We start from the raw sequence: 18633 nt of genomic DNA on the forward strand, positions 1-18633 counted from the left end.
AAGCATTGTTTCGCCCTCAGTTCTTCGGCGACCCGTTAGCCTCGATGTTGTTGAGTTGGCCATAGACCAACCCACCAAAGCTCCCGAGGACGGCCGACTTTTCGGTGGGCGGCACGGTGTTGTCGGCCAGGACGATCGGGCAATAGGCTTCAATCATGGCGTTGACGATCGCGTCGTTGGTTGCGGTAGGATCGCTGGACTTGACCTTGGGCAGCACGTCGTCGATCCGCTGCAGCATGTCGGTCAGCTTGACCCCGGTGAGCGCTTCGCGGACCCCGGCCTGGTTGATCCCTGCGGCCAAGGAGGTCGTGGCTTCCGGCTTCGAGCACCCGGAGGCCAGGGATGGTAACATCAAGGTCGATGTCTTGGCCCGCAGTGTCCCAACCTGTCCCGCCTCGGCATTGGCCGGCGCCGCATTGCCCCACGCCGTGCGGGCGTAGTTGACGATAGCCGCGACGGTCTCGTCGCTGAGGGCCGCGCCGGCCGCAGGCATCGGCGCGTAGCCGCCCGAGGCTGGAAGACCACCGACCACGACACGGATCACATTCTCCGGTCCCGCGGCCGTCACCAATCCGTTCCCGGCCAGAGCAGGTATCTGGCCCTTGACGCCACGGCCATCGATACCGTGACAGGACGAGCAATTGCTGAGATAGGCACCCGCGCCCGCCGACGCCGTATCGACTTGCGCGGTATCGAGCGGCTTGTAGGTCTCCGATTTCGAAAATGATTTGAGATAGGCCGCGATGGCGCCCAGATCGGCAGTCGTCAGATACTGCAGCGAGTCGTGGATGGTCTCCTTCATCGGGCCGACCGCGATGCCGCGACCGGGTGCGGCGCCGGTCTTGAGATATTGCACGATCTCATCCTGACGCCAGGATCCAACGCCCTCCTTGCCATCGGAGGTGATGTTCGGCGCATACCATCCCTCGATCTGGCCGCCTTTCAGCTTGCCGCTCCAGTCGGAGGCACCGAGCAGATTGTTATGATTGTGGCACTCTCCGCAGTGGCCGAGCCCTTCGACAAGATAGGCACCACGATTGACCTCATCGCTCTTGGCCGGATCGGGCTTGAAGGTCGACGGCTTGAAGAAGGCGGTACGCCAGGTCAGCAGCGCCGTGCGAATGTTGAACGGAAACATGAATTTCAGCGGTTTCCGCGGCGCGTTTTCGGGCGGCAGCGAAAACAGATAGGCTTTGATGGCCAGCGCATCGTCCTTCGTGACCTTCGTGTACCAGGGGAACGGGAACACGGGATAAAGGTACTCGCCCTTGTGCCCGATCCCCTCATGCAAGGCCCGGTAGAACTCGTCGTCGCTCCAATCGCCAATCCCGGTCGCCTTGTCGGGTGTCAGATTGGGTGTGTAGATCGTTCCGAACGGCGTCTCCATCCCCAAGCCGCCCGCGAAAGGCTTGCCGCCCGGCGTGGTGTGGCATGCGACGCAATCGCCCGCCGTGGCGAGATATTTGCCCCGTTCGGTCAAACTATCCTCAGCTGCGGAGACCGGGTGAGAGGACAGAAGCATCACACCCGCCGTCAGTGCGGCAGAGATGTTTGCCAGTGAGGAACGAAAGGGCACGGTCAGGCTCGCGCTTCGAAGGGACGCCATATCGAACGGCCGAGCGCACGTGTGGTTCCCGCACTCGTCCACTCTGGTTGACGATCGTATGCTCTGCGGACCTTACACCGAGGCACCGTCTTTGCTTCTTACATCGTCGCCCTTCGCTGCGATCTCCTCTCGAACCTGGCCATGGGCCAGAACCGCGAACAAACCCGTTCCGCCCAGAATGTTGCCAAGCAGCGCCGGTATGATGAACCCCGTCATCAAGCCCCAAAAGCTTACCTTGCCGGCCAGAAGCAGCAGCCAGGCCTCACCCGATCCTGCGACCACATGGCTGAAGCCGCAGATCGAGATCACATAGGTGATGAGCACGATCAGCCAGAACTCGCTGCCGCCGCGCGCATTGGGCATGATCCAGGCGATGGATGCCACGAGAAAGCCCGCCGGGACGCCGCGTAGCAGGATCGTCGTCGCGTCGTGGCCGAGGTTTTTGGCCGAGAGCTCCAAAGCGACGGCAAGTTGTTCCCCCGAGATGATCCAGCCTTTCGCCATGACGAGCGCGACCAGGAAGGTGCCCATGAGATTGGCACAGAACACGATGCTCCAGAGCCGGCCGAGGCGGCCGAGGTTGCGCAGGGTGGGATGGGTCGCGAGCGGGAGGATGACCGTGATCGTATTCTCGGTGAACAGCTGCAGGTTGCCCATGATGACGATCACGAAGCCGACCGAATAGCCGAGCTTCGAGAGGAGTTCGGACCACTCCGCCGTGGGCAGCCGCATCGCCAGAGCCGATTCGGCCAGGATTGAGGCGCAGATCGAGAACCCCGCCGCAAAGGCCGAAGACACGAGGGAGAGTAGCGGGCGGTCAAGCTCCTCATCGCCCTGCAGCCGGATCACTTCGTGAACGACTTTCGGCGAGCCCGCCTTTCGTTCAGCGACAGCGGTGATCTCGTCCTCGGACAGGGTCGGCAGTGGCGAGGCTTCCTTTCCGTCGTCAGGCGTCTCAGGAGATTCGGACATGGCGAGCCGTGGAAAAGAGAAAACCCATCGGAAACGGTGCTCCTATCGGGTCGTCCGGACGTTGTCGTGCAGTTGGAGACGCCATCATGGGCAATAGTCTTGGGCTGATCGAACTCGTGCTGGTGCTCTCGGGCGCCATGGGTTGGGGGTTCTACGAACTCTGGACGCTCCGTCGCGCGCCGGCGAAGAACGGCAGAACCGCCTCACAGGAAACAGGACGACCCTCTCGTATTAACGAGACACCCGCGGCATTCGGAACGGAAGCATCGCCTGCACCACCGGCGCCCGAAAGCGATCCAGCGACAGGCTCTCGTGGATCGCCGTAACCGGCGCACCCTGCACATGCGAGGCAACCAGCGAGCGCGCATAAAAGGGCGCATCCTCGAACGTCCGGAGAACGGTGGGGCGCGAGCCTTCATCGGCGCGGGTGGTGCGTGGCATGCGCCACAGCGTCTTTGCAAGGGTGGCTTGCGGCGGGCAGTCGAGATCCCGGGCCCGGCCGGTCCGGTCGACATGCATGGCGATCGAAAGTTCTAGCCCGTCGCGGCGCTTGACGTCGTAGAGGATCGCAGTGCCGCCAGGCACCCGGGCGCGTGACCAATCCCAATGGCTGAAGGCCGCTTCGAGCGGGCCATCGCCATGGTTGATGTCGAAATAGGCCGGACCGCGCCAAGACAGGCCCGGCTCGTCGAGGTCGACCTCGACGGTTGAACAGGGCGCGGCCGGTCGCCAGCGATGCTGTCCCACGCTGTCGAGGTTAAAGGTCCGGCTGGAAACGGCCTCTGGGTGGACCCGCACCATTCCGCGAATGCGGGACGGAAAAGGTGCGGTACGCTCATCGAGGCTGATCGTGAGACTCGTGCCATCCCACACCATCGAGCTTGGCCCGATCGCGAGCGTCGCTGCATCACGGGCGAGCCCGGCGCGGCCTCGTTCCGTCATGGCCCAGCGGTTGCGCCCCCGACTATAGATGGCGACGTTCATGGCGCAATGATTGAGCGGGTCGCCGCGCCCCCGGCGGCGCGCCCAGGCGTAATAGGGTGAAAACACGCTGCCGATGAAGCCGATCAGCGTGATGCCGTTCTGGCCGTCGGCGCTCAGGCCGTCGATATACCACCAAGCATAGCCGTCGGCTGGGACCGGCGCATCGAAGCCCAATCCTCGATCAGGCTCAGGGCCGCCATCCGGCCCGACAGTGCCGCCATCGGCAAGCCGGGCCCGGGGTGGGTGCTCCCCCCACAGACATAGAGACCCGGCACTCGGCTGCGCACGCCCGGCCGGCGGAACGAGGCCAGCGGGCCGTGCGAGGCCGCGCCATAGAGCGCCCCCCCGGTGGCCGGGTAGAGCCGATTGAAATCCGCGGGCGTCGTGGTCGTGCAGTGTTCGCGCCGCCAGTCCAGGGTCAGGCCGCAGCGCTCCAGCGTCTGAAAGGTCCTCGCTTCGCATTGCGCAATCTCCGATGCGTCGAACGAATGGGTGTCGCCTGTGGGCGGGGCGTTGACGATGCAGAACAGGCGCTCTGCCTCCCGGCCAGCACGGCTCGCGCCCGTCTCGTCGCGATCCTGTGCGCAGACATAGACGGTGGGATTTCGCGGCAAGCGGCGATGCCGGAAGATGTCCTCGAACTCGGCCTTGTAGGCCTCTGAGAAGAACACATTGTGCCGGGCCAGGGGAAAGCCCCGGCTGGTGGCTTTCAACGCGAAGGTGACGGCCGAAAGCGATCGCTCTCGCGGTTTGGGGGCCTTGACGGCGCCACGCACCTGAGTCCCGAAAGCGCCGGCCGCCAGGGCTGCGATATCGGCGTTGGAGACAACCGCATCGGCGGTAAGCCTGGCGCCGTCGTCGAGTTCGACTGCCGCGACTTTGCCGGCTTCGACCCGGATGGTTCGGGCCCCGACCCCATACCGGAACGTCACACCGCGCTTTTGCGCGAGTGTCGCGAGCGCCACGGCAAGCCGGTGCATGCCGCCCTCGACCAGCCAGACGCCGGCTTGTTCGACATGGGCGACCAGCATCAGCGTGGCCGGACAGGCGAAGGGGGACGACCCACAATAGGTGGCGTAGCGGGCGAAGAGTTGCCGCAGGCGGGGATCGCGAAAATGCCCCCCGAGCGTCCGCCAGAGTGTCGAGAAGGGCGCGAGGGCGAACAGGTTTGAGGTTGGGCCGACGGCGCGCATGAGGTTCAGCATGCTGGGCCGCGCGGCCCGAATGAACGGCTGATCGAGTGTGCGGTAGACATGGCGCGCTTGCGCGCAGAACGCCCGATAGGCCCGGCCCTCCGCGGGTCCGGCGAATGCGCTGATGGCGGCGACGGAGGTCTCGATGTCGGCGTGCAGGTCGAGATGCTCGCCTGCACCCCACGCGTGACGCGCCAGAACCGTGGCCGGCTTCAACGTGAGGTGCTCGGCGAGGGTCGTGCCGGCTTCCGCGAAGATCTCCTCGAAGATCTCTCGCATGGTGAAGACGGTGGGGCCGCAATCGATGGCTGAGCCTTCGACACAGGCCTGCCGCAGCTTGCCGCCGGGTACCTGGCTTCGTTCGAGCACAGTCACGCGCAGACCGCGGCATGCGAGCATCAGGGCAGCCACCAAACCGCCGACACCCGCGCCGATCACGATGACGTGGGGCGTTCCGCGGGGCGACGACAATGTGGAAAAGACGGTTGAGTGTGCCACAATGTGTCTATACGATGAGACACATAAGAGTGACAAGATGAATTGACACTTACTCCAGGAGGCGGCGCCATGAGCGTCTCGGGTCGGATCGAAAAAGCGCTCGAAGCTGCATTCACCCGGGTCGGCACATCCGATTCTCCTCCGCGGCTTGCCGCCGGCATGCGCCATGCCGTGTTTCCAGGCGGGGCCCGCATCCGGCCGCGCCTGACGCTGGCGGTCGCCGCAGCCTGCGGCGAGGATGAGCCGGCGCTGGTCGATTTCGCCGGTGCCGCCATCGAACTCATGCATTGCGCCTCACTGGTGCATGACGACCTTCCCTGTTTCGACGACGCCGACCTCAGGCGCGGGCGCCCGAGCGTGCACAAGTGTTTCGATGAACGAACCGCCGTGCTGGCCGGCGACGCCCTGATCGTCCTCGCCTTTCAAATCCTCGCGCTCGGGTCAACGCAACCGCAGCGGCTCGGCGCCTTAGTGACCATCCTGGCACGCGCTGTCGGGGGCCCGGCCGGTATCGTCGCCGGCCAGGCTTGGGAATGCGAGGACGCACCCGATGTCGGCCTCTATCACAGACAGAAGACGGGAGCGCTTTTCGCAGGGGCTTCCATGATCGGCGCCGCCGCGTGCGGAGCGCAACACGACGCGTGGCGGCAGCTCGGGGAGACACTCGGGGAAGCCTATCAGGCCGCAGACGACATCGGCGATGCCGAATCCTCAGTCGAGGCGCTTGGCAAACCCGTCGGACGCGATCTGGCATTCGGACGTCCCAGCATCGTCGCCCAGTTCGGCCTTGCCGGCGCGCTGCAGCGGTTCGACAGGCTGGTCGAGGAAGCTATCGCCTCGATTCCCTCCTGCCCGGGCGTGAACGACCTTCAGACGCTGATCATCACGGAATCGCGACGCCTACTGCCGAAGCAGCATTGGCAGCGGGCCGCTTGAGGTTGTGACCACGACGGCATTGGGTCTGCCGGCCCTCCGCGACTGGCAGGCCTGGCGCGATCGCCTGCTGGCGAGCGCCCGCTTCCAGCGTTGGGCGATTCGCTTTCCGCCGACCCGGTGGATCGCGCGACGCCGCGCCCGCACGCTGTTCGACCTCTGCGCCGGCTTCGTCTATTCGCAGGTGCTCTTTGCCTGCGTGAAGCTTGGCATCTTCGAGCAACTGTCCAAGGGTCCGCAAAGCCTCGCGGCGCTCGCCCGTCATTCGTCGCTGAGCGAGGACGCGACACGGCGGCTCCTGGAAGCGGCCCGATCCCTGGAGCTCGTCGAGATTCGCAAAGGGGAGCTCTACGGGCTCGGTGCGCTCGGCGCGGCCCTACGCGGCAATCCAGGGGTGGCCGCGATGATCGCCCACCATCAGGCGCTCTACGCCGATCTCGCCGACCCTGTCGCGCTGCTGCGGGGCGCCTCGACCTCACACGATCTTGCCTCTTACTGGCCCTATTCGGGACGCCCGCACCCGAGGCAACTCACGGCGGACGACACCGATCCCTATACCACCCTGATGGGGCAGACCCAGGCAATGATCGCGGCCGAGGTTCTGCAGGCCCATTCATTCACGCAACATCGTGTGTTGCTCGATGTTGGCGGCGGCGACGGCAGCTTCCTGATGGCTGTCGCCGCGCAGGCGCCGAAGATCCGCCTCATGCTGTTCGATCTGCCGCCCGTCGCCGAACGGGCTCGACTTCGCTTGTCCGGCGCAGGCTTGGCGACACGCGCGACGGTCACTGGCGGCGATTTTCGCGTCGATCCGCTGCCCGAGGGCGCCGACATCGTTACCTTGGTGCGCGTCATCCACGATCACAACGACGACACGGCGCTGGCGATTCTCCAGGCGGTTCGCCATGCCCTCCCTTCGAACGGTACGCTGATTCTCGCCGAGCCGATGGCTGACACACGGGGAGCCGAACCGATCGGCCACGCCTATTTCGGCTTTTATCTCCTGGCCATGGGCCAAGGCCGGCCGCGGAGTCGCGCCGAGCTGACGGCATTGCTGCACCTCGCGGGGTTCGGCACGGTCAACGCAGTCAAGACCGGTATGCCGATGTTGACCAGTGTTCTGATCGCCCACCTGTCAACGTAGATTGACGCTCCATTTGTATATTTTGGTTGACAGTCCTGGGCGTCAAACTAAGCTGACAACAACGAACGCGATTGAGCGTCAAAAACAAACAGGGAGCCGCAGATGGATACGCTTGCGGTGGTGCTCGAAGCGCCCGAACGGCTTGATCTCAAACATCTTCCGCTAACCGATCCGCAGGGCGACGACCTTGTGGTGGATGTGGTGTGGAGCGGCATTTCGACCGGAACCGAGCGGCTGCTTTACACGGGCCAGATGCCGACCTTCCCGGGCATGGGCTACCCGCTGGTCCCTGGTTACGAATCTGTCGGGCGTGTGGTGCAGGCGAGCGCCGCCACGAACGCAAAGCCCGGCGACATGGTGTTCGTGCCCGGTGCGCGGTGTTTCGGTCCCGTACGCGGACTGTTCGGCGGAGCAGCGTCACGATTGATCGTGCCGGCCGCGAGGACCACGATGATCGACTCGGATTGGGGACAGGATGCGGTTCTGCTGGCTCTTGCGGCCACCGCTCGCCATGCCTTGGCGGCACCGAATGCCGCATTGCCGGATCTCATCGTGGGCCATGGCGTGCTGGGCCGCCTGCTCGCCCGTTTGACAGTCGCGCTCGGTGGCGAGCCGCCGACCGTCTGGGAGAGTAATGCGGCGCGGCGCACGGGAACCTTAGCGTATCCGGTGGTCGATCCGAGCAGCGACGAACGCCGCGATTACCGATCGATCTATGACGTGAGCGGAGACGCGATGGTGCTGGACAAACTTGTTCAACGCCTTGCGCCAACTGGCGAGATCGTCCTGGCGGGCTTCTACGCCGCACCTCTGTCCCTTTCGTTTCCGCCAGCGTTCATGCGCGAGGCCCGGTTCCGGGTTGCCGCGGAATGGAAGCAGCCGGACCTCGACGCGACGGTCGATCTGCTCCGCGCGGGACGGCTGAGCCTCGCTGATCTGATCACTCACGCGGCCCCGGCCTCCGAGGCTGTCGACGCCTACCGTACGGCCTTCGCAGACCCGGCCTGCCTCAAGATGATTCTCGATTGGAGCGCCTGCTCATGAACGCCATCCCGCGCTTCACCAATACGGACGCGCTTCGCGCAGAGGCCGCGATCGAACCCGATCCCGTGTCGACCGCCGCGCCCAAGAAGGAGACGCAGATCATCGCCATCTATGGCAAGGGCGGAATCGGCAAGAGTTTCACGCTCGCCAACCTCTCCTACATGATGGCGCAGCAGGGCAAGCGCGTGCTGCTGATCGGCTGCGACCCGAAGAGCGACACGACCTCGCTGCTCTTCGGGGGCCGCTCCTGCCCAACCATCATCGAGACCTCGTCGAAGAAGAAGCTCGCCGGCGAACCCGTGAAGATCGGCGACGTCTGCTTCAAGCGTGACGGTGTCTTCGCCATGGAACTCGGCGGCCCAGAGGTCGGGCGCGGCTGCGGCGGACGCGGCATCATCCACGGCTTCGAGCTACTTGAAAAACTAGGCTTCCACGATTGGGGCTTCGACTACGTGCTGCTCGACTTTTTGGGCGACGTGGTCTGCGGCGGCTTCGGCCTGCCGATCGCCCGCGACATGTGCCAGAAGGTTATCGTGGTCGGCTCGAACGACCTGCAATCGCTCTATGTGGCGAACAACGTCTGCTCGGCCGTCGATTACTTCCGCAAGATGGGCGGCAACGTCGGCGTCGCGGGCCTTGTGATCAACAAGGACGACGGCACCGGTGAGGCGCAGGCTTTTGCTCAGGCCGTCGGTATCCCGGTCCTGGCCGCGATTCCGGCCAACGAGGACATCCGCCGCAAGAGTGCGAATTATGAGATCATCGGCCGGCCGGGCGGCGAATGGGCCTCTCTGTTCGAGGCGCTCGGCGAACAGGTCGCGGTCGCACCGCCACTGCGGCCCACGCCACTGACACAGGACGGGCTGCTCGGCCTCTTCAAGGGCGATGCGGTGGGCCGCGGCGTCGTGCTGGTGCCGGCGACGATCGAGGACATGTGCGGCGGCACGGTCGTCGAGAAGCCGTCCCTCGAAGTCATCTACGAAGAGGCGTGAGGCGGTCATGAGCGCATCCGCCGTCATCGACCAGGATCGACCCGTGGAAGCGGCCGGAAGCGGCTGCCACGGCGGCCGGACCACCATGCTCGAAGCCGCCAAGGCGGCCGGCAAAAGCGAGACGATGGATCGTCTGCTCGCGACCTACCCGCGCGGGCCGCACGACCAGCCGCAATCCATGTGCCCTGCCTTCGGCGCCCTGCGTGTGGGCTTGCGCATGCGACGCACGGCGACGATCCTGTCCGGGTCCGCCTGCTGCGTTTACGGACTTACCTTCACGTCACATTTCTATGGCGCGAAGCGGACGGTCGGCTACGTGCCGTTCAATTCCGAGACGCTGGTCACGGGCCAGCTCTACGAGGATATCCGCAATGCGGTCCATGAGATCGCCAAGCCCGCCGACTACGACGCTGTCGTGGTCATCAACCTCTGTGTGCCGACGGCTTCGGGCGTACCGCTCGACCGTCTGCCGCGCCAGATCGACGGCGTTCGCATTATCGGCATCGACGTTCCCGGATTCGGGGTTCCGACCCACGCGGAAGCCAAGGATGTGCTGGCCGGCGCCATGCTGCGCTACGCGCGATTGGAGGCCCAGAACGGCCCCGTCCAACGACCGCGTTCAATGACGGAGCGGACCCGCACGATCAGTTTGATCGGCGAGCTGTTTCCGGTGGACCCGGTCGGCGTCGGCGCTCTGCTGGCCCCGATGGGCCTGGGTGTCGCGCCGCAACTGCCGGCGCGGGAATGGCGCGATCTCTATGCGGCGCTCGATTGCACGGTCGCGGCAGCGGTTCACCCCTTCTATACTGCCTCGGTCCGCGAATTTCAGGCGGCAGGCCGACCGGTGGTCGGCTCCGGCCCCGTCGGACTCGACGGCACGGCTGACTGGCTCGACGCGATCGGCAAGGCGGCCGGCGTCGCCCCCTCGTTGATCGACGCCGCCAAGGCGCAAAGCTTGCCCGCGATCCGGGCAGCGCTCGATGGCAACCGGATCGAGGCCCGTGTCACCGTCTCGGGCTATGAGGGATCGGAACTGTTGGTGGCGCGGCTGCTCAGCGAAGCCGGGGCGGAAGTCCCCTATGTGGGCACGGCCTGTCCCCGCACCGACTGGAGCGAAGCCGACCGGCAATGGCTCACAGCGCGGGGTACCCACGTGCAATACCGCGCCTCGCTCGAACAGGACTTGGCCGCGATGCAGGAGGTGCGGCCAGATCTCGCCATCGGCACGACGCCTTTGGTGCAGAAGGCGAAGGAACTCGGCATTCCGGCCATCTACTTCACCAACATGGTGTCGGCCCGCCCGTTGTTCGGCGCCGCCGGCGTTGGGGCGTTGACCAGGATCGTGGCGACCCAGAGTGCCGGCAAGGACCGCTTTGCCCGCATGGTCTCGTTCTTCGATGGTGTCGGCAGCGGTGAGTCCACCGGCTACGGCTGGCAGGGCATCCCTGAAAGCCACCCCGGCGCCAAAGAGCGCTTCCGCAAGGTTCGTGAGTCTCGCGCCCGCGCCGAAGCCAATATTCCGGTGGGGAACTAGCCATGCTGGTTCTCGATCACGATCGCGCCGGGGGCTATTGGGGCGCCGTCTACGCTTTCACTGCGGTGCGCGGATTGCGCGTCGTCATCGATGGCCCGGTCGGCTGCGAGAACCTGCCGGTCACGGCGGTGCTGCACTATACCGACGGCCTGCCGCCGCATGAATTGCCGATCGTCGTCACGGGCCTCTCCGAAGACGAACTGTCGATGCACGGCACCGAGGGCGCTTTGCGCCGCGCCGCCGCCACGCAGGATCCGGATATGCCGGCCGTGGTGGTGACGGGCTCGATCGCCGAGATGATCGGGGGCGGCGTCACACCGGAGGGCTCGAACCTCCTGCGTTTCCTGCCGCGTACGATCGACGAGGATCAATGGCAGAGCGCCGACCGGGCCATCAACTGGCTGTGGTCGGAATTCGGGGCCAAGAAGGCCAAGGGGCGGCGCAAAGCGGCTCGGCCCGAGGGCGCCAAGCCCCGCGTCAACATCATCGGACCGATCTACGGCACGTTCAACATGCCGTCCGATCTGGCCGAGATCCGCCGCCTTGTCGAAGGCATCGGCTGCGAGGTGAACCTCACCTTCCCGCTCGGCTCGCACGTGGAGGACATCCCGAAACTCGCCGATGCCGACGTCAACGTCTGTATGTACCGTGAATTCGGGCGAAAGCTCTGCGAGGAACTCGACCGGCCTTATCTCCAGGCCCCGATCGGTATCTTTGCGACCACGAAATTCCTTGAAACCCTGGGGGAACTCACGGGCGTCGACCCGCAGCCCTTCATCGCCCGCGAGAAGCAGACGACGATCAAGCCGATCTGGGATCTGTGGCGCAGCGTCACACAGGACTTCTTCGCCACGGCCTCCTTCGCTGTGGTGGCAACAGATACCTATGCTCGCGGACTGCGCCGGTTCCTCGAAGGCGAGCTCGGCATTCCTTGCACCTTCGCGATCGCGCGAAAGCCCGGGGTGAAGCCCGACAATGCCGCTGTGCGTGAGGCGCTGCGGACCAAGGCGCCCCTCGTGCTCTATGGCTCATTCAACGAGCGCATGTATGCGGCAGAGCTCGGCGGGCGATCGATGTTCATCCCGGCCTCGTTCCCCGGCGCCATCATCCGCCGCTCCACCGGCACGCCCTTCATGGGCTATGCGGGCGCCACCACGATCGTGCAGGACTATTGCAACGCGCTGTTCGACGCGCTGTTCCACATCCTCCCGCTCGGCACCGACCTCGACAAGATCGAGGCGACACCGGCACGCGCGCAGGCCGGCAGCGTGCTGATTTGGGAGCCTGCTGCACAGGAAGCGCTCGACCAGCACCTCGACACCATTCCCTTCCTGACCCGCATCTCGGCCGCCAAGCAGGCGCGTGAGCGGATCGAACGGAGCGCCCGCGCCGCAGGCTTGACCAAAGTGACCGCGACCGAGGTTGCAGCCACGCTCGACCCCAGTCTCAAAGTCCAGGCCGCATGACCGGCCCGCGATTCACCCCCAGAACTTCACAGGAGCGACCATGACCTCCATCGCCTCGCCCCGCGCTCCGTCTAATGGTTATTCGGATCTCCGGCAGTACCGACTCCTTTTCGTGTCGACGTTTCCGTTGTTCCTGACGGCCGCCCTGGTGATTCGGCTCGGGCGATGGGCGGGTGTCGGGCCCCGCCTGACCGGCACGTCGAAATCCTTGTTGTCCGAAGCTCGAGCCACGAGCTCCAGCGCCCTCATGTTCGCCTTCATGGGCTGAAGGCGCCCCCCTTTCGCGCGGCCGTGCCGGGCGAAGCACGAGATGACCGAAAACGGCATGGCCGGCTCGGCACTCTCGATTTGAAGCCAGAAGATTTCACTCAGAAAGGAGAAATCTCATGACGATGCAGACCGAACCGATCCCGGAGGCCCCTGTGAGCATGACGGAAGCCGAGGCGAAGGAAGTTCACCAGCTTTTTGTGAAGAGCTTCCTCATCTTCACCGGTGTCGCCGTGGTGGCGCACATTCTGGCTTGGGCGTGGCGCCCGTGGCTGCCGGGCCCGAACGGCTATTCATCCTTGATGGACGGCGTTCACGTCGCCATCCAACACTTCGCCTAAGGAGACAGCGACCATGCATCGCATGTGGATGCTCTTCGATCCGCGCCGGACACTCATGGCCTTGGCCGTGTTCCTGTTTGGTCTTGCTCTGTTGATTCACTTCATCCTGTTGAGCACGGATCGTTTCAACTGGCTGGAAGGCCCCCGTGCCCATACGGCCTCGGTTCAACAAATGACGCCGGTGCCGGCCAAGTAGCCTTGGTCCAACCAGTCTTGGACCAAGTCATTCTGGACCCGCAACGCAAAGCGTAGCCGAGACGGTTCATCCGACCCCGGCTGCACCCCCTGCCCTTCAAGAGCAGGTCCTGGGAGAGCCTTCGCGTGCGAAGGCTTGCTCCGTATTCATCGCTCTGAATCTGCGCGAGCCCTCCACGTTTCGGCTCGACATCTCGATAGGACCACGTCGATGGCTTTGCTCAGCTTTGAGCGGAAGTACCGCGTCCGCGGCGGAACCCTGGTCGGCGGCGACCTTTTCGATTTCTGGATCGGACCGTTCTACATTGGTTTCTTCGGCGTCACATCGGCGTTCTGCGCCATCGTGGGGACGTTGCTGATCATCTACGGCGCCGCGATCGGACCGACCTGGAACGTCTGGCGCATCAATATCGCGCCGCCCGATCTCAAATACGGGCTCGCCTTCGCGCCCCTCAAAGAGGGCGGCCTGTGGCAACTGATTACAATCTTCGCATTCGGAGCCTTCGTGTCCTGGGCCCTCCGCCAAGTCGAGATCTGTCGAAAGCTCGGCATGGGCTACCACGTGCCCTTTGCGTTCAGTTTTGCAATATTTGCCTATTTTTCCTTGGAAGTCATACGTCCCGTGCTTCTCGGTGCTTGGGGTAACGCTTTCCCCTACGGCATTATGAGCCATCTCGACTGGGTTTCGAACACCGGATATCAATATCTCCACTTTCACTACAATCCGGCGCACATGCTGGCCGTGACGTTCTTCTTCACGACAACCTTCGCACTCGCCCTCCACGGCTCTCTGATCCTGTCGGCGGTCAATCCGGGAAAAGGCGAAACCGTCAAGTCGACGGAACATGAGAATACGATGTTTCGGGACCTGATGGGCTATTCCATCGGCACGCTTGGCATCCATCGGCTCGGCCTGTTCCTCGCTTTATCGGCCGGATTTTGGAGTGCCATCTGCATCATCATCAGCGGACCGTTCTGGGCGCGTGGCTGGCCGGAATGGTGGGGCTGGTGGCTCAACCTGCCGATCTGGAATTGACGGACCCGGAACCTTAGCGGTCGGAGGATCACAATGGCCGAATATCAGAATATATTTACACAGGTTCAGGTTCGGGCACCGGCCTATGTCGGGGTTCCCGGTCAGTCCAACGAGAACCGCATCGGCAAGCCGTATCATAGCTACTTGTTGGGGCTGATCGGTGACGCTCAGGTGGGCCCGATCTACCTCGGCGCACTTGGGGTCTTGTCACTGGTCTGCGGTTTCATCGCGATCGAAATCATCGGCCTCAACATGTGGGCCTCGGTCAATTGGGACCCGGTGCAGTTCGTCCGGCAATTGCCATGGCTGGCGCTGGAACCGCCGCCGCCGGCCTATGGGCTGAAGATTCTTCCGCCATTGCGTGAGGGCGGCTGGTGGCTACTCGCCGGCTTCTTCCTCACGACCTCGATAATTCTCTGGTGGGTGCGAACCTATCGCCGGGCCCGCGCGCTCGGGATGGGGACCCATATCGCCTGGTCCTTCGCGTCCGCGATCTGGCTCTATCTCGTGCTCGGCTTCATCCGGCCGTTGCTCATGGGCAGTTGGGGCGAGGCGGTCCCTTTCGGCATCTTCCCGCACCTTGACTGGACTGCGGCCTTTTCGATCCGGTATGGCAACCTCTTCTACAATCCGTTCCACATGCTTTCGATCGTCTTTCTCTATGGTTCGACGATGCTGTTTGCGATGCATGCGGCCACGGTTCTCGCCATCAGCCGCTTCGGCGGCGATCGTGAAATCGAGCAGATTGTCGACCGGGGCACGGCTTTCGAGCGTGGCGCTTTGTTCTGGCGCTGGACCATGGGGTTCAATGCCACGGCGGAGTCGATTCATCGCTGGGCTTGGTGGTTCGCCGTACTCTGCCCGCTTGCCGGCGGTATCGGCATCCTGTTGACCGGAACCGTGGTGGACAACTGGTATCTGTGGGCCGTCAAACATGGCGTCGCGCCGGCCTATCCGCAGGTGTTTCCCACGACGCTGGATCCCTTGCTGACCACGGGGGCAAAGCCATGAAACAGATGAAATTCAGGCTCGGCATGGCGCTGGCGGGCGTCGCGGTCGTCGGTATCGGTTTGGCGCTGACGTTCCAGCGCCCACACGCCGACGTGGTTCAGCGCGGCTTCCGTGGCACCGGGATGGACCAGGTCTTCAACAAGCAGGATCTGGCCGTGAAGGCCTATGCCAACCAGCTGCCCGCGGCAGAGCCAGCCGCGGACCTCACCGGGGTGCCGGCCTCGCAGGTCTACCAGAACGTCAAAGTTCTCGGCAATATCGATGCGGCCGAACTGACCCGACTGATGACCGCGATGACGACATGGGTCGCGCCCAAGCAAGGCTGCGCCTATTGCCATAACCTCAATAATCTGGCGTCGGACGAACTCTACACGAAGGTCGTCGCCCGTCGCATGATCCAGATGGTCTGGCATATCAATTCCGACTGGAAAACCCATGTCGCCGGAACGGGCGTGACCTGCTACACCTGTCATCGTGGTCAGCCGGTGCCGGCCTATGTGTGGTTCAACAATCCCGGACCGCCGCAAGCGCTGGGCGAACTCGGCAATCGTGCAGGACAGAACGCGCCGACCCTGGCGCCTGGCTTAGCGTCATTGCCTTACGATCCGTTCACGCCGTTTCTCGAACAGAACAACGATATCCGGGTGATTTCCACGAGTGCCCTCCCGGATACGGACCATACGTCCATCAAGCAGACGGAATGGACCTATTCTTTGATGATGCATTTCTCGAACTCCCTCGGCGTGAACTGCACCTTCTGCCACAACACCCGCTCCTTCGCGCAGTGGGATCAGAGTACGCCACAGCGTGCGACGGCCTGGTACGGGATCCGCATGGTGCGCGACCTCAACCAGAATGTTCTCGCTGGTTTGCGGGACGTTCTCCCGGCGCACCGGTGGGGACCCTTGGGTGACGGGCCTAAGGTGAATTGCGCCACCTGCCACCAGGGCGTCTACAAGCCTCTCTACGGTGGAAGCACCCTCAAGGATTACCAGGAGCTTGCGTCATCAACCTCAGGCGCGGTTCCGGCCAGCCCGGACGACGCTCCGGCCCCAAATACCCCTCCGGCGGCCCCCGCGCCAGCAACACAGCCCGATGCGCCAGCGCCAAAACCTTGACCTGAGACGAACTAAGAGGCGGCCTCCGCCGCCCCTCTCTTCCTGGGTGGAACTACAGATTGGGTTCCGGCCTGTCGGATGAAGGCTTGTTCCATCCCGACGAATGACCGCGCCTCACGTATCGTTCGCGGCGGTCCGAGACGCATGCCAGATCAACCGCTCTAAGACCGCCGCGGCGCGATCGACCGAGGACTGGATCGCGTCGAGAGCCCGGGGGATCCCGCCGGTGTCATGTCCGTCCGTGACCTCCAGGGCTGCCAATTGGGCATTCTCGACGACGATGGACATAAGGGCCGCGAACATCGGCTCGGAAGCGGCGCCGATCCGGCTCTCGGCAAATCGGTGCGGTGCAATGACATCCTGGAGGAAGCGGGCGCGAGCCGCCTCGACGGATTTGCGCTCCGAGATATCCAGAAACAGGAAGACAAATCCGAGGACGCGTCCCGGCGCAGACATGACAGGATCGGCCCGAACCAAGAGAGGCACGTCTGCATCGTTGCCAGAGACGAAGAAGGCCTCGTCGCGCCACGGTCTGCGGTGTCTGACCAGTTCCCCGATCTTCTGTTCGGCAAGCATCGGCTGGGCGAAATAAGCGGCGAAATCCGAAATCTTCTCGGGCGGCGCCCGCCCGCCCAGCAGCTTGCGAAGGGCCGGGTTCGCCAAAAGAGCCCGGCCATGAGCATCGAACATCATGATCGGCTGTTCGGAGGACTGAACCTGCCTGGAGACGTTGTCGAGCTGATTCTGAACGATCAGCATTCCAACGGTTCGAAACTGGAGCACGACATCAGCGACCATTTCGCCAATCATGCGGCCAGTCGCCTGCGCCGCGACACTCCAGGACTCGCATGTCCCCTCGACCAATTCGTGCCATTTGGCAAACGACCTCCGGGGTGAGAGGTCGAGCGGATTATCGCCGACCGTGAAGGGCTTGCTTGGATTTCCGCCCCAGGTCACCGTTTTGATCCGCTCGGGGCGGAACCAGATCAGGTAGTCGCCTTCGATATCCGAGATCGGCACCGCCAACAGACCGCCAATGCCCGGCATCTGCCCGACGAGCTCTGGGATGTCCCGCACCAAAGACGTGGTGAGGATCACCCGCGCGCGATCACGTTGCTTGAGCCAGCCGCGAACCGCCCGAATGGACTGCGTGGACGGGACGTCACCGACGGTCTGGACGTCATCGTCGAGAAGGAGAGCTGCCCCCTGAGCGTCGAGGAGCGTGAGAATGGCCTGTGAGCGGTCAAAGAGCGCAGCGCGCCAATCGCCCTCGCGAGAAATCGTGTCGACCATACGCTGTTCGAGACGCCTGACCGAGATTTCGGCCTGAGCCTGTACAAAGGCGTCCAGTGCCGCGATCCGGGTTGCCAGGGCCTCGGCAAGCAGCTCGCAGACGGCACGCACCTCGAAATGCGCGAAGCGCGGCCCGTAATGATGGCAGGCGATCAGACCCCAGAGTCGTCCTCCAACCATCAGGGACACCACGAGGGTCGCGGCCACGCCCATGTTCTTGAGATATTGGATGTGGAGAGGTGACATGCTGCGCAGGACACACAGCGACATGTCTAGGTCTTGCCCGGAGATCGGAGACAGCCGCGGAACCAGCGGTGAAGCCTCACTCGAGACATCGATAAGGATACGCACGCGATTGATTTCGTAGAGGCGACGCGCGATCTGGGGAATGTCGGAGGCAGGGTACCAGTTACCGAGAAAAGACTCGAGTTGCGCCTTCTTGCGCTCGGCAAGGATCTGGCCGTGACCCTGCTCGTCGAAGCGGTAGACCATCACCCGGTCGTAGCCGGTGAGTTGTCGAAAGACCCTTGCGGCTTCGTCGCACAGCGGACGCAGCGACGAACAGGCCATCATGGATGTGAGTGCCTGCTGCACGTGGAGAGACAGGTCGACATTCGGCCCGACGCGTTCGAGCTCGATCACCAAACCCCCACCTTTCGGCCGATGCACGAGACCATCGAATTCTTCGGCACCCTGCCCGATGGTGCAACGAACCCCGATTGCAGCATCAGTCAAAGGTTCATCAAGATGGGGACGAACCCGATGCAGCAGGTTGCCGGGAAGCGCTGAAAGTTCCAGCCCGACGGGGGAGCGATCGAGACCCAGGAAGGTTTGCGCATTGTCGCTCGCCTGCACGACCAACAATCCCGGTTCGCTCAGGACAAGAAGTGCGCCAAAAGGTTGTATCGACCCCGCGAGATGAACCTGTTCACGTTCACAATTCGATAAATCAGCTTTGCCGAAAGCCGGCATCGATGAGGCAACAAATGCCATTAGGTCTCAGTCC

17 protein-coding genes are annotated in these 18633 nt (G+C 63.8%); 12 read left to right on the forward strand and 5 right to left on the reverse strand.

All coding sequences use genetic code 11. The annotated features are described in order from the left end of the window. Window positions 1–16 precede the first annotated feature (16 nt). From M8523_RS04520 to crtD, 4 genes are all read right to left on the reverse strand, one after another. Entirely contained in the window at window positions 17–1576 is a 1560-nt protein-coding gene (locus M8523_RS04520) for a c-type cytochrome (protein ID WP_282583641.1), read from the reverse strand. Between the two features lie 102 nt (window positions 1577–1678). Further along, entirely contained in the window at window positions 1679–2578 is a 900-nt protein-coding gene (locus tag M8523_RS04525; RefSeq protein ID WP_282583642.1) for a formate/nitrite transporter family protein, read from the reverse strand. 231 nt (window positions 2579–2809) lie between these two features. Beyond that, window positions 2810–3736, reverse strand: a complete 927-nt coding sequence (locus M8523_RS04530; RefSeq protein WP_282583643.1) for a carotenoid 1,2-hydratase family protein — start codon at window positions 3734–3736, stop codon at window positions 2810–2812. Next, window positions 3676–5253 carry a 1-hydroxycarotenoid 3,4-desaturase CrtD gene (gene crtD, locus M8523_RS04535; protein ID WP_282583644.1) on the reverse strand — a complete coding sequence of 526 codons (1578 nt, stop codon included), beginning with the start codon at window positions 5251–5253 and terminating at the stop codon, window positions 3676–3678. Before crtD ends, M8523_RS04530 begins: the two co-directional genes overlap by 61 nt. A 69-nt stretch (window positions 5254–5322) precedes the next feature. Between crtD and M8523_RS04540 the strand changes: the two genes are divergently transcribed. The 12 genes from M8523_RS04540 (at window position 5323) to pufC (ending at window position 16334) form a co-directional block, all read left to right on the forward strand. After that, on the forward strand, window positions 5323–6189 hold the full coding sequence (locus tag M8523_RS04540) for a polyprenyl synthetase family protein (protein WP_282583645.1): 867 nt from the start codon (window positions 5323–5325) through the stop codon (window positions 6187–6189). Window positions 6190–6193: 4 nt separating this feature from the next. Further along, window positions 6194–7330 carry a methyltransferase gene (locus tag M8523_RS04545; protein ID WP_282583646.1) on the forward strand — a complete coding sequence of 379 codons (1137 nt, stop codon included), beginning with the start codon at window positions 6194–6196 and terminating at the stop codon, window positions 7328–7330. Window positions 7331–7432: 102 nt separating this feature from the next. Further along, the gene (gene bchC, locus M8523_RS04550; RefSeq protein ID WP_282583647.1) at window positions 7433–8374 is read left to right on the forward strand and encodes a chlorophyll synthesis pathway protein BchC; all 942 of its coding nucleotides are present in this window, start codon (window positions 7433–7435) and stop codon (window positions 8372–8374) included. Beyond that, window positions 8371–9366, forward strand: a complete 996-nt coding sequence (locus M8523_RS04555; protein WP_282583648.1) for a chlorophyllide a reductase iron protein subunit X — start codon at window positions 8371–8373, stop codon at window positions 9364–9366. Before bchC ends, M8523_RS04555 begins: the two co-directional genes overlap by 4 nt. A gap of 7 nt (window positions 9367–9373) precedes the next feature. After that, the gene (gene bchY, locus M8523_RS04560) at window positions 9374–10900 is read left to right on the forward strand and encodes a chlorophyllide a reductase subunit Y (protein WP_282583649.1); all 1527 of its coding nucleotides are present in this window, start codon (window positions 9374–9376) and stop codon (window positions 10898–10900) included. 2 nt (window positions 10901–10902) lie between these two features. Next, window positions 10903–12366: a chlorophyllide a reductase subunit Z gene (bchZ, locus tag M8523_RS04565; protein WP_282583650.1), complete on the forward strand. Its 1464-nt coding sequence runs from the start codon at window positions 10903–10905 to the stop codon at window positions 12364–12366. A 40-nt stretch (window positions 12367–12406) separates the two neighbouring features. Then, the gene (locus tag M8523_RS04570; protein WP_282583651.1) at window positions 12407–12634 is read left to right on the forward strand and encodes a hypothetical protein; all 228 of its coding nucleotides are present in this window, start codon (window positions 12407–12409) and stop codon (window positions 12632–12634) included. A gap of 124 nt (window positions 12635–12758) precedes the next feature. After that, window positions 12759–12974 carry a light-harvesting antenna LH1, beta subunit gene (gene pufB, locus M8523_RS04575; protein WP_428349886.1) on the forward strand — a complete coding sequence of 72 codons (216 nt, stop codon included), beginning with the start codon at window positions 12759–12761 and terminating at the stop codon, window positions 12972–12974. Between the two features lie 13 nt (window positions 12975–12987). Further along, window positions 12988–13170 carry a light-harvesting antenna LH1, alpha subunit gene (gene pufA, locus M8523_RS04580; RefSeq protein ID WP_282583653.1) on the forward strand — a complete coding sequence of 61 codons (183 nt, stop codon included), beginning with the start codon at window positions 12988–12990 and terminating at the stop codon, window positions 13168–13170. A gap of 210 nt (window positions 13171–13380) precedes the next feature. After that, a complete protein-coding gene (gene pufL / locus M8523_RS04585) occupies window positions 13381–14205 on the forward strand; it encodes a photosynthetic reaction center subunit L (protein WP_282583654.1) in 825 nt (274 codons plus the stop codon). 33 nt (window positions 14206–14238) lie between these two features. After that, window positions 14239–15216 (forward strand): photosynthetic reaction center subunit M, encoded by a 978-nt coding sequence (gene pufM, locus M8523_RS04590; protein ID WP_282583655.1) that lies wholly within the window; start codon window positions 14239–14241, stop codon window positions 15214–15216. Further along, the gene (gene pufC, locus M8523_RS04595) at window positions 15213–16334 is read left to right on the forward strand and encodes a photosynthetic reaction center cytochrome PufC (protein WP_282583656.1); all 1122 of its coding nucleotides are present in this window, start codon (window positions 15213–15215) and stop codon (window positions 16332–16334) included. The genes pufM and pufC overlap by 4 nt, the downstream gene beginning before the upstream one ends. A 114-nt stretch (window positions 16335–16448) precedes the next feature. Here pufC and M8523_RS04600 read toward each other — a convergent pair whose 3' ends face one another. Then, a complete protein-coding gene (locus M8523_RS04600; protein WP_282583657.1) occupies window positions 16449–18620 on the reverse strand; it encodes a GAF domain-containing protein in 2172 nt (723 codons plus the stop codon). Window positions 18621–18633: the final 13 nt, after the last annotated feature.

This window comes from Lichenifustis flavocetrariae, from assembly GCF_026130545.1.
In the GTDB taxonomy this organism is placed as follows: Bacteria; Pseudomonadota; Alphaproteobacteria; order Rhizobiales; family Beijerinckiaceae; genus Lichenihabitans; species Lichenihabitans flavocetrariae.

Coding starts and splice junctions, on each gene's coding strand:
- M8523_RS04525 (WP_282583642.1), bottom strand. CDS start 2,578: ATGTCCGAATCTCCTGAGACGCCTGACGACGGAAAGGAAGCCTCGCCA.
- M8523_RS04540 (WP_282583645.1), top strand. CDS start 5,323: ATGAGCGTCTCGGGTCGGATCGAAAAAGCGCTCGAAGCTGCATTCACC.
- bchC (WP_282583647.1), top strand. CDS start 7,433: ATGGATACGCTTGCGGTGGTGCTCGAAGCGCCCGAACGGCTTGATCTC.
- M8523_RS04555 (WP_282583648.1), top strand. CDS start 8,371: ATGAACGCCATCCCGCGCTTCACCAATACGGACGCGCTTCGCGCAGAG.
- bchY (WP_282583649.1), top strand. CDS start 9,374: ATGAGCGCATCCGCCGTCATCGACCAGGATCGACCCGTGGAAGCGGCC.
- bchZ (WP_282583650.1), top strand. CDS start 10,903: ATGCTGGTTCTCGATCACGATCGCGCCGGGGGCTATTGGGGCGCCGTC.
- M8523_RS04570 (WP_282583651.1), top strand. CDS start 12,407: ATGACCTCCATCGCCTCGCCCCGCGCTCCGTCTAATGGTTATTCGGAT.
- pufB (WP_428349886.1), top strand. CDS start 12,759: ATGCAGACCGAACCGATCCCGGAGGCCCCTGTGAGCATGACGGAAGCC.
- pufA (WP_282583653.1), top strand. CDS start 12,988: ATGCATCGCATGTGGATGCTCTTCGATCCGCGCCGGACACTCATGGCC.
- pufL (WP_282583654.1), top strand. CDS start 13,381: ATGGCTTTGCTCAGCTTTGAGCGGAAGTACCGCGTCCGCGGCGGAACC.
- pufM (WP_282583655.1), top strand. CDS start 14,239: ATGGCCGAATATCAGAATATATTTACACAGGTTCAGGTTCGGGCACCG.
- pufC (WP_282583656.1), top strand. CDS start 15,213: ATGAAACAGATGAAATTCAGGCTCGGCATGGCGCTGGCGGGCGTCGCG.
- M8523_RS04600 (WP_282583657.1), bottom strand. CDS start 18,620: ATGGCATTTGTTGCCTCATCGATGCCGGCTTTCGGCAAAGCTGATTTA.